At 60.1% G+C, this 16,589-nt stretch carries 12 protein-coding genes; 6 read left to right on the top strand and 6 right to left on the bottom strand.

Annotated elements, in window-relative coordinates:
* Window positions 1-96: 96 nt before the first annotated feature.
* The 6 genes from ACMDCR_RS24405 to ACMDCR_RS24380 all read right to left on the bottom strand — a co-directional run bounded on the left by ACMDCR_RS24405 (window position 97) and on the right by ACMDCR_RS24380 (window position 7,297).
* Window positions 97-2,973, bottom strand: coding sequence for an FAD-dependent oxidoreductase (locus ACMDCR_RS24405; RefSeq protein ID WP_413989115.1), 2,877 nt, complete (start codon window positions 2,971-2,973; stop codon window positions 97-99).
* 140 nt (window positions 2,974-3,113) lie between these two features.
* The gene (locus ACMDCR_RS24400; protein WP_413989114.1) at window positions 3,114-4,004 is read right to left on the bottom strand and encodes a dihydrodipicolinate synthase family protein; all 891 of its coding nucleotides are present in this window, start codon (window positions 4,002-4,004) and stop codon (window positions 3,114-3,116) included.
* A 66-nt stretch (window positions 4,005-4,070) separates the two neighbouring features.
* Complete coding sequence (locus ACMDCR_RS24395; protein WP_413989113.1) at window positions 4,071-4,766, bottom strand: amino acid ABC transporter permease; 696 nt, start codon at window positions 4,764-4,766, stop codon at window positions 4,071-4,073.
* Between the two features lie 60 nt (window positions 4,767-4,826).
* Window positions 4,827-5,666: an ABC transporter substrate-binding protein gene (locus tag ACMDCR_RS24390; protein ID WP_413989112.1), complete on the bottom strand. Its 840-nt coding sequence runs from the start codon at window positions 5,664-5,666 to the stop codon at window positions 4,827-4,829.
* Window positions 5,667-5,839: 173 nt separating this feature from the next.
* Window positions 5,840-6,478 carry a GntR family transcriptional regulator gene (locus ACMDCR_RS24385; protein WP_413989111.1) on the bottom strand — a complete coding sequence of 213 codons (639 nt, stop codon included), beginning with the start codon at window positions 6,476-6,478 and terminating at the stop codon, window positions 5,840-5,842.
* Window positions 6,479-6,868: 390 nt separating this feature from the next.
* A complete protein-coding gene (locus tag ACMDCR_RS24380; protein ID WP_413989110.1) occupies window positions 6,869-7,297 on the bottom strand; it encodes a transposase in 429 nt (142 codons plus the stop codon).
* Here ACMDCR_RS24380 and ACMDCR_RS24375 point away from each other — a divergent pair.
* The 6 genes from ACMDCR_RS24375 to ACMDCR_RS24350 all read left to right on the top strand — a co-directional run bounded on the left by ACMDCR_RS24375 (window position 7,212) and on the right by ACMDCR_RS24350 (window position 16,536).
* The gene (locus ACMDCR_RS24375; RefSeq protein ID WP_413989109.1) at window positions 7,212-8,768 is read left to right on the top strand and encodes an ISL3 family transposase; all 1,557 of its coding nucleotides are present in this window, start codon (window positions 7,212-7,214) and stop codon (window positions 8,766-8,768) included. The two genes, ACMDCR_RS24380 and ACMDCR_RS24375, sit on opposite strands and share 86 nt — an antisense overlap.
* Window positions 8,769-8,937: 169 nt before the next feature.
* Window positions 8,938-9,282 (top strand): type II toxin-antitoxin system RelE/ParE family toxin, encoded by a 345-nt coding sequence (locus tag ACMDCR_RS24370; RefSeq protein ID WP_413989108.1) that lies wholly within the window; start codon window positions 8,938-8,940, stop codon window positions 9,280-9,282.
* The gene (locus tag ACMDCR_RS24365) at window positions 9,275-10,417 is read left to right on the top strand and encodes a HigA family addiction module antitoxin (RefSeq protein ID WP_413989107.1); all 1,143 of its coding nucleotides are present in this window, start codon (window positions 9,275-9,277) and stop codon (window positions 10,415-10,417) included. Before ACMDCR_RS24370 ends, ACMDCR_RS24365 begins: the two co-directional genes overlap by 8 nt.
* Window positions 10,414-11,001, top strand: a complete 588-nt coding sequence (locus ACMDCR_RS24360) for a hypothetical protein (RefSeq protein WP_413989106.1) — start codon at window positions 10,414-10,416, stop codon at window positions 10,999-11,001. Before ACMDCR_RS24365 ends, ACMDCR_RS24360 begins: the two co-directional genes overlap by 4 nt.
* 22 nt (window positions 11,002-11,023) lie before the next feature.
* A complete protein-coding gene (locus ACMDCR_RS24355) occupies window positions 11,024-12,163 on the top strand; it encodes a hypothetical protein (protein ID WP_413989105.1) in 1,140 nt (379 codons plus the stop codon).
* Between the two features lie 506 nt (window positions 12,164-12,669).
* The gene (locus tag ACMDCR_RS24350; protein ID WP_413989104.1) at window positions 12,670-16,536 is read left to right on the top strand and encodes a hypothetical protein; all 3,867 of its coding nucleotides are present in this window, start codon (window positions 12,670-12,672) and stop codon (window positions 16,534-16,536) included.
* Window positions 16,537-16,589: the final 53 nt, after the last annotated feature.

Raw genomic sequence — 16,589 nt, 5'->3', positions numbered from 1 at the left:
CTACCTTGGCCATAGGCCTGAGTGCGAACGGAGTTGGGTCAACGACTTTGAGCCCATGTGGGACATCACCGACCTCAACCATTGCGATGCATTCCGTCAGTTGCGAAAGCGCGATATTGAAAAGGCGCTAACATCGCGGTCGGTTTCACCGCGGCAGATCAGATCCGCCGTGATACGTCCGACCAGGGGACCGAGCGTGTAGCCGTTTGACGCGACGGCGTTGAAAAAGCCGGGAATGCCGGGATTCTCACCTAGAATTGGGGCGCCGTCGATATTGACGTTCATCGCAGCCCAGCTGCGGATGATATGAAGCTTGCGCAGGGCCGGGACGACATGCTGCGCAACCCACAGATTGCCTTCCAGACTGGCCCGTAGGGGCCTGGGATGATGATGGATCGGATCCAGCCCGGCCGTCCAGCCGCCTCCGATGATGAAATTGCCATTGGCCGCCTGCTTGAGCGTCAGGTGCCGGTCGGCATGGGCGACGAGGCGCGAGACAAGCGGCTCGACGGCCTCCGTGACCACCATCTGGAGGGGTGCGCCGAACACTGGAACATCGGTCCCCAGCATGCGGCCGATTTGCGAAGCGAATGCGCCGGCCGCATTCACAACCACGCCGGCACGGATAGAACCGCGCGAGGTGTGGACAACGAAACCCGCCGCGCCGCGCTCGATGGCCATGACATCCACCCGCTCGAAGAGTTTCGCGCCAGCGGCTGTTGCTCCCTCCAGCACGCCCTGTGTTGCGATCAACGGATTGATCTTGCCCTCCTGGGGACAAAAGGCAGCGCCAAGAAAGCCGTCGCTGAGGGCCGGCTCGAGACCACGTAGCGTGGAGGCGTCGATCATCTGGCAATCGATGCCGTGCGCCTGCTCCACACGGGTCTTTTCGACAAGGAAGGCAAGATCGCGCTGGTTCTCGGCAACCATCAGACCGCCTGTTATCCTCATTTCGAAGTCGCGGTGAAGCTCGCGTTCGAGCTCGGCCCAAAGTGCGATGGAATCGCGTTGCAGCGGCAGGGTTCGGGCTGCCGGCGATCCGCCGCCTTCGGCCCTGGCGCCATGATCGAAAGAAAGGAGCTGGGCGTGCAAGCTGCCGGCATTGCCGCCGGATGCGCGCGCATTGGCATATCCGCGGTCCAGCACGACGACTTCCCGCCCATGACGAGCGAGGAACAGGGCCGTGGAGAGCCCCGCAATGCCGGCGCCTATCACCAAGACCGAGACCTCCGTGAAGGGCAGCGGTTTCGAACCGGCGACCGAGGCCACGGCCGGAGGCAACAGGGCGCGCCGGTGACCCGCCCATTCCGGCTTCTCCACGGCGAGAGCGGCGAGGGGGATCGGCCGCAGCGGCATCTGAGGCGCTGGGAACTCCGTTTCCAGGGTGGGGCCACCAAGGAGCTGAGCGAGCCGGGGAATACAATAGCGTCCCTGGCACCGCCCCATCCCGGCTCTCGTCAGCCGCTTGAGGGTTGCGATATCCGCGACGTGTTCGGCTTCGATGACCCGGCGCAGGTTGCCCAGGCTCAACGTTTCGCAGCGACATACATGGGTGTCGTCGCCGACTCTCGACAATCCTGGCTCGGGCGCCGCGAAGAGCTTCCACAAAGCACCCTGAAAACGTCGGTTGCGGGCGAGGCGGCGGCGCGACGCGGCGTCTTCGCGCGTTTGGCGGCCCAGCCGGCGCACGGCTTCACTCGCCGCGAGGCGAGCTTGCGCCATGGCGACCTGCGCGCCGCCGAAACCACCCGCTTCACCGACAACGAAGACATCGTCAAGCGAGGTCGCGCCGGCATCGTCACGCTTCGTTTCTGCACGTGGAGGGCCGTCAGCCTTCACTACATGGGCGCAGCCAAGCAGGCGGACGAGTTCGTTGGCCGGAGAAAACGCCTCACCCACGCCAACCGCGTCGACGGCGAAGACCCGTTCACGGCCCGCTGCATCCACAAGCACGGCATTTTCGGCCCGTACTCCGCCCTCGACCCTGGCGAGACGGTGACCCCAATGCACGGTAATGCCGCGGCGAGCAAGACGGGAGAGATGGCGCAGCCCCGCCACTGCCAGCGTAGCGTCGGCCGCCATCAGCTTGAGGGCCGCCCTCGGCCGCGTCCAGGGCGGCGGCGCGGCCTCTGCGACGGCGATGACCTGCGCGCCAGCGTGGGCGAGCTCGTCGGCGACCTGCAGGTTGAGTGGGCCATTACCGGCGATGAGGATGCGCTTTCCTGGCAGGACGCCATGACTTCGAAGCAGAGTCTGGCAGGCGCCGGTCGTGACCACGCCGGGCAGCGTCCAGCCAGGGAAGGTGCCGGGTTGCTCGAAAGCTCCCGAGGCGATGATCAATATCTTCGGCCTCAGATAGCTGGCTCGACCCTCATGGAAGAGGCCGAGCACAAGAACGCCGTCCTCCCTGAACGCTCCCCAGATCAGCGTCTGGCTGCGGATCTCGACACCAAGCGCGCGGACCGAGCGGATCAGGATCGAGCCGTCCTGAGATTGGCGGTCGCTGAAGCGGGGTGTCAGGGCTGAGCCGCTCGCGGGTTGTTTGAAAAATTGGCCGCCCGGGGCTGGCCTCTCGTCGACGATCAATACCGACGCGCCCGAGGCACCGGCGACCTCGGCGGCTGCGAGGCCGCCAGGGCCCGCGCCGACAATCAGCAGATCCACCGTCTCCTCCAGCAGCGGGCCTTCGGGCGAAGGTGCGGCATCAACCAGGTGATCGCCGAGGAGGAGTTTCGAGGGCTGGCGGCCCACCTTCATCCCGGCCGTTACCTTGGTCATGCAGGCTCGTACCCCGGCCCGACCGTCCGCAACGACGAGGCAGTCGTGACACACGCCCATACCGCAATGGAGGCCACGCGGTTCGCCGTTGCGGGCAAAGGTCTGAGCAACCTCACCATTGGCCATCAGGGCCGCGGCGATCGTCTCGCCGGCGGCCGCCGTGAGGGCGCGCCCTTCGAACTGAAAGGTGAGCATTTGGCCAGCGGATGTCGGCAGCCGAGACATGTGCTTTCAACTGAGCCCCGGAGAACCCGTGAAGGCTCGGTGGTGCCAGCCTGCGGCATACGCCCTGCTACCATTCACTTTATCTGCTCCACCTTCGGCAGGCACGTTGATCACAGGGCATAATGCAGATTGAAATCGTTGACGAGCTTCCGCATTTGCGCATCGGCGTCCGCTGGCAGGGGGAGCCTCGGCGGTTGCGGCAGCCCGGCGGCAAAGCCCATATGGGTCAGCAGCGCCTTGGTGCCGGCAACATAGCGTTGGCCGCCCACCGCTTCGATCACGGGGAGCCACTTCAAATAGAGCATGCGGGCCTCCGCGATCCTGCCCTCATCCGCCACGAGTTCGAAAAGCCTTGCCAGCGGCGCCGGAGCGACGTTGGACGCAACCGCGACCCAGCCCTGTGCTCCCTCGACGAAGGATTCGAAGCCGAGAATTCCACCGAACACTGTCATGCGGTCGCCGGCAAGACGGATGATGTCGCGCACGCGCGTCACCTCCAACGTCGATTCCTTGATGTAATCGCACCCCTCAATGGTGGCTAGGCGTGCGACGAGCGATGGCCTGAGATCGACATTGGCCGTTGCCGGGTTGTTGTACACCATGATCGGGATGGAGATCGCGTCGGCTACGGTCTTGTAGTGGTGGTAGAGTTCATCCTCCGTCGGTGTCGAGTAAAATGGGGGAATGATCATCACGCCGTCGGCGCCGAGGTGCTCGGCTTCACGGCTCAGACGGACAACCTCCCGGGTGTCTTCGGCACCGGTTCCCAGCAGCACTGGTACGCGGCCGGCAGCCGTGCGGATCACCGTCGCTGCAATGCCATGTCGTTCTTCTTCCTGGAGGGAAAGGAACTCTCCTGTTGAGCCGAGGGGAATGAGACCGTGAATGCCCTGGCGGATCTGCCATTCGGTAAAGTCGGCCATTGCCTTAAGATCGATGCGGCCTTCGGCGTCGCAGGGCGTGATCATGACGGTGAAGGTGCCGCGAAATGTCTTGCTCATGATGTCTTTCACACGGGCTTCGCCGTGCCATATCGTTGGGTTTGCAGGAAATAGAAGCCGTTGAGGTCAGCGCTGCTCCGTCGCGGCCCCCATCTGCTCGTAGGCGCGGCCGAAGCGACGCTCGATCGCACGCTGCACGAAGTCCCAAGCCGTCGTCATGGCGAGGTAGTAGAGCGCGGCAACCGTGAAGAGCTCCAGGACCATGAAACGCTCCTGGATCAGCACTTGCGTACGGCGCAGGAGCTCCTCCATCGAGATGACGGAGGTTATCGATGTCGTCTTGAGAAGCCCGTTCACCGAATTGCCGATCGGCGGCACAATGATGCGCAGAGCCTGGGGAAGAATTATGAGGCGCATGACCAGTGCGTTGCGCATTCCGAGCGCCTTTCCGGCGTCGCTCTGTCCAAAGGGGATCGCAGCAATGCCGGCTCGGATGATCTCAGCCAAATAGGCGGCCTCGTTGAGCGAAAGGCCAATCAGAGCGGATTCGATCACTGACAGCCGGATGCCGATCTGGGGCAGCCCGGTATAGATGACGATGAGCTGCACCAGAAGCGGTGTCCCCCGAAATAGCCAGACATAGAAGGCCGCTGCGAAGGAGACGATGCGGAGCCGCGACAGTCGCATCACGGCAAGCAGGAACCCGATGGCAAAGCCCGCCGAAATCGAGGCGACGGTCAGCCATAATGTGGTGACAGCGCCCTCCGCCAGATAAGGGTTGGTGAGATAGTCGAAGAAGCCTGGCCAGTTCCACCCTTGCATCGCTGTCTCCCAAGCGGTTGCAGACGGAGCGGGACGACCGCTCCGTCAGCCGATACGGCTTCACATGTCCGGACCATGAACGGCGAAGGCATCGGGAAAGGCCGGGACGCCGTAGGCGGCGAAAAGCTTGTCGTAGCTGCCGTCCTTCTTCATGTCGTCGAGCACGCCCTTGACCGCGACGGCCAAGGCCTTGTTCTTGAAGGCCAGTGCGACGGGTGCAGGATAGAGCCCGCTGATGGCACGCGTGAAATCACCACGATCCTGATACGCCTTGGCGACTCCGTCGATCGATGTCACCGCGTCGACCTGGCCGGCCTTGAGCGCCTGATAGGCGACCGCGAACGTATCGAAGGTACGGATGGTGAGGCCCTGCAGCCCCTTGGCCTTGAGGGCTGTGTCGAGGGCATGGGTCTGCGCCTCTTCGAAACCACCGATCTCGACGCCCACCGTCTTGCCGGCGAGATCGTCGGTCTTGGTGATCTTGCCCTTGTCCTGATTGGCGATCGAGATGGAGATCGCCTGGTTTTCGTAAGGGATCATATACATCAGCTTAACGCGCGCGGGCGTGAAGAAGATGCCTGTGTTGATCATGTCCCAGCGGCCGCCCTGCAGACCGGGGACCATCGCATCGAAATCGATCTTGACGTAATCGGGTTTCAGGCAAAGTCGCTTCGCGATTTCAGTGCCGAGCTCGATGCGCATGCCTTTCAAGGCGCCGGACGAGTCGACGAATTGCAGCGGCGGCAGCGTCGGGTTGGTCGACATGGTCAGCGTGCCGCCTGCGATTAGATCGCTCGCCGCGACCTTCGGCTGGCAATCGTCGGCCGATGCGATTGTTGGCGCGATGGCCAGTGCTCCCGCGAAAAGCGATATCCACAGTCCAAACTTCAGAACATTCATGGTCCCACTCCGGTTCTGGATGTCACCAGGCCGCTTCCGCCTCGCACGGACCGAGAGGGGCGGCTCGCTCGGCGGTCGCCGAGTGGCATTCTTTTGGTATACCACTTGTTGCACGCAAATTAAGCACGCGCAAGTGTTAGGCAGAATTTATGGGAGCGGAGGGTGCGCTGATGTCAGAGGCCGTCGAGGATGCGCTTTCTGACGTTCCGAATGTGCTCGGACATCGCATCGCGCGCCTTCTCGGCGCGGCCCGTCGCTAATGCATCGAGGATGCGGCCATGATCGTCCAGCCCTGGCTTGCGGCGCGGCGGCACCATCTGGCGCTCGAAGATCTTCGTGTAGCGTCGCATCTCGCGGATGAGCTTGCTGAGGAAGGGGTTGCCGCTCCTTTCGGCAAGGAGTTCATGCAGCAGATCGTCGAAGCGCCAGTGACGCCCTTCCAGTTCCGGGCCTTCGTCCGCATCGAGCGCGGCAAGCTCGCCGCGGAGCATGTCAATATCGTTTGGCGTGAGCGAGCGCACCGCGAGGCCGGCGGCCTGGGGCTCGATCATCATCCGTACGTCGAGACTGTGGAGATAGTCCTGAAGGGTGATAACCCGGACCGACAGCAGGCGGTCGGTCAGCCTGACGAGAAGACCTTCGCCTTCGAGCCGGCCGAGTGCATCGCGCATGGGCGTACGCGAGACGCCCATCGCTTCGGCCAGCTTGCGCTCCTGAATGACAGAACCGCCGGCCAATTCATGGGAAAGTATCTTTTCGAGTACGGTGCGATACGCCGCATCGGCAAGCTTGCCGTCTCCTCCTGTACTCATCGAGCACCATTCCGTCTTGGCGCAGGTGCTTCAAGATATCCTAGTCGCATGGGCGTCACCTTCCTTCCAGAATGTCAGCCGCTCTCTGGGGTGTTGAAGTATGCCACTCCTCGGATTTCACCAAGTGCCGCACCATACTCGATGATGAGAGCCCGCCGAATTCAACACGTGCCGCCACTGGGGACCGGATTTCAATCTACATATTGCCGCTTGGACCGAGTCGGAGTGATTGGGGTCAGTGCTTCGGCTAAGAGCGCGTCAGCCCGTCATTACGAGACCTGTGCGCGGATAGGTTTTAGCGTTGATTTTGTTTGTTTTTTTATCGATCTGAGCTGCCGGCGTCCCGCTGAGAGAGGTTGCGTTCCCATCGAGATCCGATCGGCAGGGATGTCAGGCGCAAGCCAGGATTGAGGAGCAGCGTTTGATGTCATAGGCGATGGTGGTGAGGCGGATCTGCAAGCCTGCCTTGGCCAGACCGCGCCATCGCATGCGGGCAAGACCGTAGCTACGCTTCCAGGTGCCAAAGATTTTCTCGATGCGGCCGCGGATGCGCTGGATCGGCTCGTTCCAGGCCTTCAGACGCCGGGCCGTTTCCGCTTCGTCCCGGCCCTGTTGATTTCCACTGAGAAGTGACCCAGTCGGAGGGGATTTTTCCATCGAGAATTGGCTCTGACTCACTTTTGATGAAGTTGAGGCAGCGACTGGCGTTGGTTTCGCAAAGTGAATCAACGCGATGGCTTCAACCTTGCACGCCTCAACGTTTGTACCGCCGGGATTTGTGGTCGACCGGGTCGACCGGGACGATGCGCTCGTCTTCATCACGGTCCATTCGGAGTCTGACAACAGCCCTTGCCCCGCCTGCAGGACGAGATCGAGACGTATCCATAGCCGCTACTCTCGACGGCTGGCTGATCTCCCGCTGTCAGGCAGGCCTGTTAGGCTTTTTGTCATCGCTCGGCGGTTCTGGTGCGACAAGGTTCTATGCAGCAGGCGGATTTTCACCGAGCGCTTCGACAACGATGGGCTCGCTCCCTGGGCAAGGCGAACTGGGCGCCTTGATCTGATTGTCCACCATCTCGGGCTTGTGCTAGGCGGCCGACCGGCGGCAGATTTTGCGCGCAGGTTGCAGATACCGGTAAGTAACGACACCATGTTACGCGTCGTCCGGCGCAAGGGCAGCCCACGGATGGTTCCGCCAACCATTATCGGCATCGATGATTGGGCGTGGCGACGCAATCAGCGCTACGGGACGCTGATCTGCGATCTGGAGAGGCGCAAGACCATCGCCCTTTTGCCTGATCGCGAACCCGCGACGGCCCAGGCCTGGCTCGCCGAGCAACCGCAGATCGGTATCGTCGCTCGTGACCGAGGTGGAGGCTATGGCGTGGCCGCCGCCAAGGCCCTGCCGGCAGCGACGCAGGTTGCCGATCGCTGGCACCTGATGGAAAATGCCAGCACCGCCTTTCTGGACGCGGTGCGCAAATCCATGCGTTCGATCCGAACGGCCCTCGGGGCCGCCACGATCGATCCTGATCTGCTCACAGCAGCCGAGCGGCTGCAGTATGAGGGATATCTTCGCCGGGAAGACGCCAATTCCGCCATTCTCGCCCTGGCGAAGGAGGGCAGCCCGATTATGGAGATCGTGCGGCGCACGGGACACAGCCGCGGCCTCGTGCGCAAAATACTGCGAGGACAGCGTTCGGATATCTTCCGGCTTCGGGAAAGCTCATTGGAGCTTTATCTCCCTTGGCTAGACGCCCAATGGGAGGCGGGCCATCGCAATGGTGCCAGGTTGTGGCGCAAGCTCAAGGAACAAGGCTTCAGAGGATGTCTGCGGGTCGTGAGCGAATGGGCCGCACGGCGCCGGCGCGCCGACAAGGTCAATGGCGATATCTTGCGCCGCGCGCCATCGGCGCGGACCATTGCCCGCCTGCTGACTATCGGCCGCGATGGCCTTTCCAAGGCTGAAACCGTGACGGTTGCTGCCATCGAGAGAGGCGTGCCGTTGCTCGTCGAAGCACGAGAAACCATCGGCGCCTTCCAGGCCATGATCCGCAAGAAGGCCTTGGCCGATCTCGAACCCTGGCTTGAGCGGGCCCAATCAAGCCTCGTTGCCTCCTTCGCCCAGGGCGTGCTGAAGGACCGCGCGGCTATCAGCGCCGCGATCGCTTTGCCGTGGTCCAACGGGCAGACAGAAGGCCAGATCACGAAACTCAAGCTTGTGAAACGGCAGATGTACGGACGCGGCAAAATCGACCTGCTGCAAGCGCGTGTAATCGGAGCCGAATAGGCCCAATCTTCATCAAAAGTGCGTCAGAGCCAAAATTGGACGCCGATTGACACCACATACCTGATACGAAACAGGAACATCCCCTTGACGCAGCCTTCTGGCTCGGCTAAAGGATGTTACCAAGTTAGTAACACCTGATATTCATATATGATTACCAAATAGGTACCGCATGGAGGTTCTGGCCAAAGGTAAGCTCGCGGCATCGCTTGAGAGCGAAGCTGCGTGCCAGAAGCAATATGGCCGCGACATGATGAAGAAAATCATGCTGCGCCTTGCTGAGCTGCGTGCGGCTGATGCGCTGGCAGATTTCTGGCCGCCAATGTCAGGGCCTGAACGTTGCCATGAATTAAAAGGCCAACTTGCAGGCACCTTTTCGATCGATCTGAAACAGCCCTATCGACTACTATTCCTGCCAATCGAAGAGAATGCCCCGAAGGACCGCTCCAATGAGCAAGAACGGTGGGCATCGATAACGAAGATCGAAATCGTAGCAATTGAGGATACTCATGGATAGCGATCAGCAAGCTACTCTGCTTCAGCCGACGGCTGTCCCGCATCCTGGCGAGGTCGTGGCAGATTATCTTGAGTTTCATGGTTGGGCGCAACGCGACCTTGCACGGCGTACAGGCCTCACGCCAAAGACCATCAGCGAGATTTGTAATGGAAAGGCGCCAATTACGGCAGCGACGTCGCTTGCCCTGGAGAAGGTGCTTCAACGCCCCGCACATTTTTGGCTCAACCTTCAGCGTCGATTTGACGAAGCTGAAGCAAGGAACTTCCAGCTCGCGCAGTCCGCTCAATGGTCGAACTGGGCAAGAAAATTCCCTCTGAAGGAGATGCGAAAGCTCCACTTTTTAAACCCTGCGCAGTCTGAGGTGGACGCGTTGCTCCACTTCCTCGGCGTTTCATCTCCTGAAAGCTGGGATGCTGTGTGGAATGCTTCTCGCGTCGCATTCCGACAAACTCGAAAATTCGCGACTAGCATCGAAACGGTCTCGGCGTGGGTCCGCGAAACGGAGCGTGTCGCGGCGGAGCTTCAGACGGCGGATTTTGATGAGCACCTACTCCGCGCGTCGATCGAAGAATTGAGGCGCCTAACCAGAACACGAGCCGATGAGATCATGGAGCCAGTCCAGAAGATTTGCGCGGCGGCAGGGGTTGCTGTGGTCTGGGTTCCAGAATTGCCTCACTGTGCGATTAGCGGCTGTGCACGATGGCTCTCCGACAGGAAAGCCCTCATTGCTCTAACGCTTCGGTACAAAACTGATGATCAGATGTGGTTTACGTTTTTTCACGAAGTAGGTCACGTGCTTCTTCATAGAAGGAAGCGATCATTCGTCCTGGATAACGCGGCCGATAATCTTGCGGATCAGGTCATTGATCCTGAAATGCAACAATATGAGAGCGAGGCCAATCAGTTTGCTGGCGACACATTGATTCCTCCTGCTGCTCTGGGCGAGTTCGTGCGGAAGAATAGCTTTACGAACGAAGACATTCACGCCTTTGCAGAAGCCATCGGCATCGGTCCGGGTATCGTTGTCGGCCGATTGCAGCGTGAGGGTCTATTGGCGCGTCATCAAGGAAACGCCCTCAAGCAAAAGCTCGCATGGCAGCTCGCTGAGGATAATGACCAGACCTGGGGGCAATGATGATTGGAAAAATCTTCATAACCAGCAGCGGCTATGATCCGCAGCTTGGGAAGCATGTAAAGGACCCTTATCTCGGACCAAACGCCAGCCTCGGCGCTTGTCGCCCCGATTTAAGACGACAGGTCAAAGTAGGTGACCATTTGTTCGTGATATCTGGAAAGCTTCGCAATGTCCGCCAATTTGTGATGGGCGGCTTCGAAGTTGCACAGAAACTCGATGCCGTACAAGCATATGAGCAGTTTCCTGACCAGCGCCTTCGAATGCGTGACGACGGTCAACTGACTGGGAACGTTATCGTCGACGCAAGCGGCGCACAGCATAAGCTCGACACTCATGATCCAGCGACCTTTGCCAAGCGCACTCCGAATTATATCGTAGGCACTAAGTGTATTTCCTTGGTCGATCCGGCGGAGATCGCACTCGGTCGCGAGCAGACACTCGATATGCTTCGGGAAATCTTCAAGAACAACGGCGGATCACCGTTTGAGATCGTCGGTCATTACGGCTCGAAGTTGACTGAGGACCAAGTCATTAGGCTGCGTGAATGGTTGCTTTCGCTGAAGAAAGTCACCAAGGCGGCTTAAGATTCCCTAAGAAGGTGAAGCCATGGGACAGCTCGACACGTTCAACTCGCCAACAAAGACGGCGTCCGAGCAGGTGGGCGGTTGCGATATTGCGCCTGTCGGAAAGCGACGGGATGGTGGCACGCGGTACTGGTGCTTTACACACAAAGCTGATGCCACGGCAAAGTACGGTCGGCCCACGATTTCATGTCGAGCGGCGCATCTTCCACCGGTTTTGCCTCATGAAATTCTCGATCTTGATCTCGACCAATATCCTGGCGGAGTAGGCCTGTGGGGTGCTGTTCCACCGGTCTACGATACGACTCGCCTCCCCTTGGATTTGGGAATCCATGTTCACGCGCGGACGGATTCCGCCGGGGACAAAGATATCGATGCCACTTACCGGTCAGTTAGGCTGCTTGGCCATCAGGTTCCTACGGAGGGCTTGCTGATTTCTGGAATTGATGCTGTGTACTACATGGTCAGCAGTGTTTTCGGATTCGATATACGCGACGTCCGGTGCACCCATTGCGGATATCCGCATCTCGATAAAGACTGGTTCAGTATCCACCCCCACCGCCGTCATCTGTGCGAAGGTTGCGGGAAGACCTTTCGCGACACTGTTGTAGGGATTGGAAATCCTATTCGTGCAATACAAGAAGCCTTAGGGTTTCTACCGCGGCAGCCTGTTCAAGCACCAAAGGTCCTCTCGCTACGACAGAGTGATTATCCCGGGGGCATACAAGTCTGGGGTTCGAACGCTGCGATCATTTGGTCCTCTGAGAAGGCGGAGGAAGAGGGAATCCATGTACATGCATACAAGGCGAACGACGAAATAGCCGATCCGGACGACACCTTCTCGGCCGTCGAGATAGACGGTGTGCCATTGGATCCCGCAATGGTCCGTACGCTAATGGCGCAAAATTCGTTGCCGCATCTCGAAGCGCGTGTAGTCCCCCTCAAATGCGACCATTGTGAACGAATGGAATTCAGCTGTGGCGAGCAAGCCTTTACTCCGATCGTCGGTCGCATTTGCTCAAAATGTCAGGGCGAACTCAGTCGCCCAACTCGAATGCGGCGAATAATCGGAAATCCGTTGATAGCCGCGCTGGAGCAATTGTCGGCAAGTGCACCGCGAGTTCCACAAAAGCATGTTACGGGCCTGCTGTCAGAAACGTTATGAGTCCGCTTCGCCCTTGATTGCTGGTTGCGGTCAAAGGCCGAGATGGTGGTGGCGCACGGTGCGCGCTGAATATCGGAAGTATCTGGGTGGTCACATGCGGGCTTGGTCATTCAGGGGTCGCTCGCAGCAACCGACTAAAAGGATCGGCTTGCTCTCGCCTTATTGTTCAGTGCGCTTCGTTGCTTCTACGATTATCGGAGGCTTCGGCCGATCCCAGACGAACGGAGGCTCAAGGGTACCGCCGGTCGACCGCAGCACGACATACCCTTTCGGCAACTTGTCGGCAACTATCCATCGTTGACTGTTGGCGCTTCTTACTCTGAGCTGTCCTCACCGTCTAAAACGTTTGTGCAACGAGCCGGCAATTCTTTGGTGGGGCGTGCTCATTATCGCGCCGGTGTTCCGGCAGCGAAACGCTCTCGGTGGAAACCGACGCTCGATTACAAACGGATCGACTAATTGCTAAGCCAAATGTAGATCGCCAGAGTTGGGGTTATCGAGACGACATGAATGACGAACATGAAGGTGTAAGTATCCAACCCGGTGATTGGGCGGCTTGGGTACGACAGCTGCAGGCTTTTATTACGCGCAACCCAGACATCTTCGGTGGCGCTGACATCTTCAATCTAGATTTCGGAGCGTCGATAGCCCGTGCTGGCATGTTGGCGGCAGTGCTGACAGGTTTGGTTGACGAAGAGCGACGGCGGGCGGTGCGTCGCTTCATTGTGGTGGCGCCGCCTGGAACAGACCGAGCCAGTGCAATCGACAAGGCTTGGACTCAGTTTGTTGACAGCTTCGAAGTGTTGGCTGAGCGTGTTCTCCAGCCGCGAGAAGTCGAGGCCCTCAAACCCCGCTTGGACCTCATGGTCGCGGCCGACCGGCGCCATAGTTCAGTGCTCGACATCATCGCTGCGCAGAACGAACGAGTAGGCGTTATTGTCACCGAGGCCGCGGGCTATCGGGATGATTCGATCGAGCCTTACGTCCCGCCCGGCGCTAAAACGCCGCTCCAGGCTGAAGACGTTTGGGCTCCACAATTGCACGCGCTCGCCGCCGCCGCGACCAGACTGGCCGGAGAGAGAGCGCTCTATGTGGCTCTCGATGCCGACAAACTCAGCCCGCGTCGTCAGGCGCTTTCAGATTTGCTTCTGACAGTCGAGGGCTGCGGCGTCATGGGGTCGAACAGCGACGAGGATCCCGAAACGATCCTAGCTGCGCACGTAGACCAATGGGACGCGTGGATCCAGGAAGGTAGACTGGGCCAGGCGCTTCAGGGCGTCGGAGCTCTGCCGCCTTCGCTCGACCGGCAAAAAGCTTATTTGCGTATCCAACTGCTCTATCGCGCCGGTCACATTGAGCAGGCGCTTCAGGCCGTCCGAGAGCGGATGGAGCTAGACGCTAAGCTGGATCCAAGCTCGCGCGTCAAGCTCGCCCGTGTGGCGCAGGACGCAAACGCCTCTGGCCTTGCGTCCCAGCTTCTGGCTCCCGCTATTGATGAGCTGGACGGCCGAGAGGATTTGGAAAGCGCTCTGGCCACAGCGCAGGATGGAGACTTGATCGACATTGAAGAGAGGAGTGCCAGGCGGCTTGAAGCGCTCTTTCCGGGCAGCGTCAGCTTGCAGCATCGACAGTTAAGGCAACTAGTCGAGAACCGAGATTACGCCGGGGCGGCGATTTTCGAACGGGAGAAGTTGAGAGACGAAGCGGGCGCCGCATTCTACGAAGTCCTGGCCCGTCGCCTGATCTCAGATGAGGTGCCGGACTATCACACGTTAATCGCCGAGGCCGGGAGCGACGGGGTTCTGGCCGACGCCTATCGCATGGCGTGCGTCAGCGACGCCCTCTCTCGAAAACTTTTGGTCCACGCCCTCGAGCTAGTTATACCGCTACCCTCGACGCCTAAACAGTCGCTCCGCGGGGAGCGATTGCTTCTGCAGACGCTTGAGGCTCTGTTGTTAGTTTCGAGTAGAGACGGAGGGTGGCCAGTCTCGCGTGGTCGCTTTCAGACAGCGGTTCTCATGCTAATCGAGCGGTTAGCGGCGAATCCCAATAATCATGCGCTCCGAATCGGACTTGTAGAACTCATGCAGCCCGCCATCGCTGGAACAGTCGGATTAGCCTTGATGGCGGCGCTGGTGCTTCAGCTCGCTTCCCGGCCAATCGAGCTGCGGAAGGGTAAAGCGCTGGGAGGATCCGGCATGAGCTGGCTAATGGAACGCAAGCCGTTCTTGAAGGCCGCTTTCGCCTGGATGAAGGCCGAAGAACCGGTCGTGATAGGCCGCTTCGTGTTGCCGGCGAGCCTTGTCACCGAACCAGCGGACGAGGTGGTCTCGGCCATTACGGATTACCTCATTTTCGCACCGATGGGCGGGACCGAAGACACCATCGCAATGTTGAGCTGGCTGGCCCTCGGAGCTTCGGTCGCGCAGCACTCCAGCGACCCTGACTACGATCTGCGTCTCATTCGTCTAGTCGCGGGCAAACTAGCGAGCGCGGGCGACATTCAACAGGCGCGGGATCTGGCTGAACAGGCGTTGATCACGAGTGCCGAAAGCGCTCAGCGCCGACGCCTCGGCTGGTTCGCGATAGCCGACATCTACGCACGAGGGGGGAATTCTATCGAAGGAATGTTGGCGATGGCCTGCACGCTGGCGGCGCACAATGGCGGGGAAGAAGAAGAGATCTATCAGGAGATCACTGGTGTCGCGCGGCTTCTCCGCGACTGCGGCTTTCATGACCAAGCGCGGGTGGTCATCGACAAAGCCCGGAGCCTACTAAATCGTATGGGGCTGCAGGAGCGGTACGGGCATCAGCTTGACACCCTTGAGCTACAGCTTCGTCAGATGAGCTTGCGAACCGTTGAGGACGACAACGCGGCGTTGATGTCGCTGCTGGCTGATGTCGTCGCGAATGGACGCGACGTTCTTCATCATGACGGACTGACGGCGCCTGTCGCGGCACTTCTTGGGCAGTTGCTCCGCATGGCGCATTTGAAAGGCCTCAATGTTTCGCCAGATGTCGCCGAAACGTTTCATGCGCTGCAACGGAATGGCAAGGGCTTGCTTGCCGAGTTGGTCGAGACGATGTCTGCGTCGAGACCAACGGCCGAGAGTCTCCTCGCGGCAATGCGCGGGCTTGGGCTAACTCGCTACTCCGATGATGTTGGTTTCGACATGCGAAATATCGCAATCGCCGCCGGCCGTGCACTCGCAGACGACGACCTCCTCCAGAACCCCGAAGGCACGGCATTTGTCCTGGACTTGCTCGCAGATCGAGGCGTCGCGCTGCCGGGTTGGGACGAGGCAGCCGTGCCGGCCCAGGCACCGGCAACTATCGGCGAGACGGCGGAAATCGCTCGTGCCGTCTCTCTGGCTGGCCTCAGCGTGGTGCAGGTGGGCTTTGACGAGGATGGCCGGCTTATACGTTTGGCGACGACCGGGGGGACGCTTGGTCAGCCGGTCAGGGAGACGGCCGATGTCATCCTCGAAGAGCGAATGAGGCAATGGGAGACTGACTTTCCCTATGCCTATGGAATCGCTGAGGACACCGCGAATCTGTTCTATACAACCACTGCCGACCTTCGGCTCTCGCACTTGCCAGAGGGGCCTGTCGTGATTGCCGCCGACGCGAGTTTCCAGGCCTTTCCGCCGAACTTGCTCTTCGTTGATGGTGAGTTCGCGGGGCGGACAAGGCCGATGGCGGCGACGCCCTCGCTGGCTTGGTTGGGTCGTGCCCGCGAAGGTGCCTTCATCGGCGACGGACGGATGTGCGTGTGGATCTCGACCGCCGCCGGCGCCGAAAGTCAGACACTGCCGATGATCGCAGAAAGACTGCAGCCGACGTTAGAGCACCATGGGTTCGCGGTCGATAACGGACCAGTGCTGCCTGGCGCTTTTGCCGGAGCGACGCTCGCGGTCGTGACCGCACACGGCGGTGTGCACCCCGAGGGACGATACTTCCAAGTCGTGTCGGACGAAGGTGTCCTCCGGGTCACCGCGACCGACCTCGCTAATGCCCTTCGGAATATTGGCGTCGTGGTATTATTCGTGTGCAGTGGTGGCCGGGCGGACAAACATCCGGCCGCGAACACAACGCTTGGTTTGGCGAAGCAGATCGTCGATCGGGGCTGTTCGGCGGTGGTGGCGTCGCCGTGGCCGCTAGACGCCCGCGTTCCATCCCACTGGCTGCCGACGTTTCTCGAATGTTGGACACAAGGCGAGACACTTATCTCCGCAAACTTCCATGCGAACCAGGTTGTCGATCGACATTTCGCGCAAGACCCGGCACGCGGGCTCGCAATGACCGTTTTCGGCAATCCGCTGCTCTCTTTGACAAGAGCCCCAGCCCTGTCTGCCGAAAAAGACGAGCGCTAACACGTATTTTCATTATTGTTCATCATGTGTAATCGCAGCAGCAGACCTCCATC

The organism is Labrys okinawensis, from assembly GCF_047345005.1.
Lineage (GTDB): Bacteria > Pseudomonadota > Alphaproteobacteria > Rhizobiales > Labraceae > Labrys > Labrys okinawensis.
This window is presented reverse-complemented; position numbering and strand designations above follow the sequence as displayed.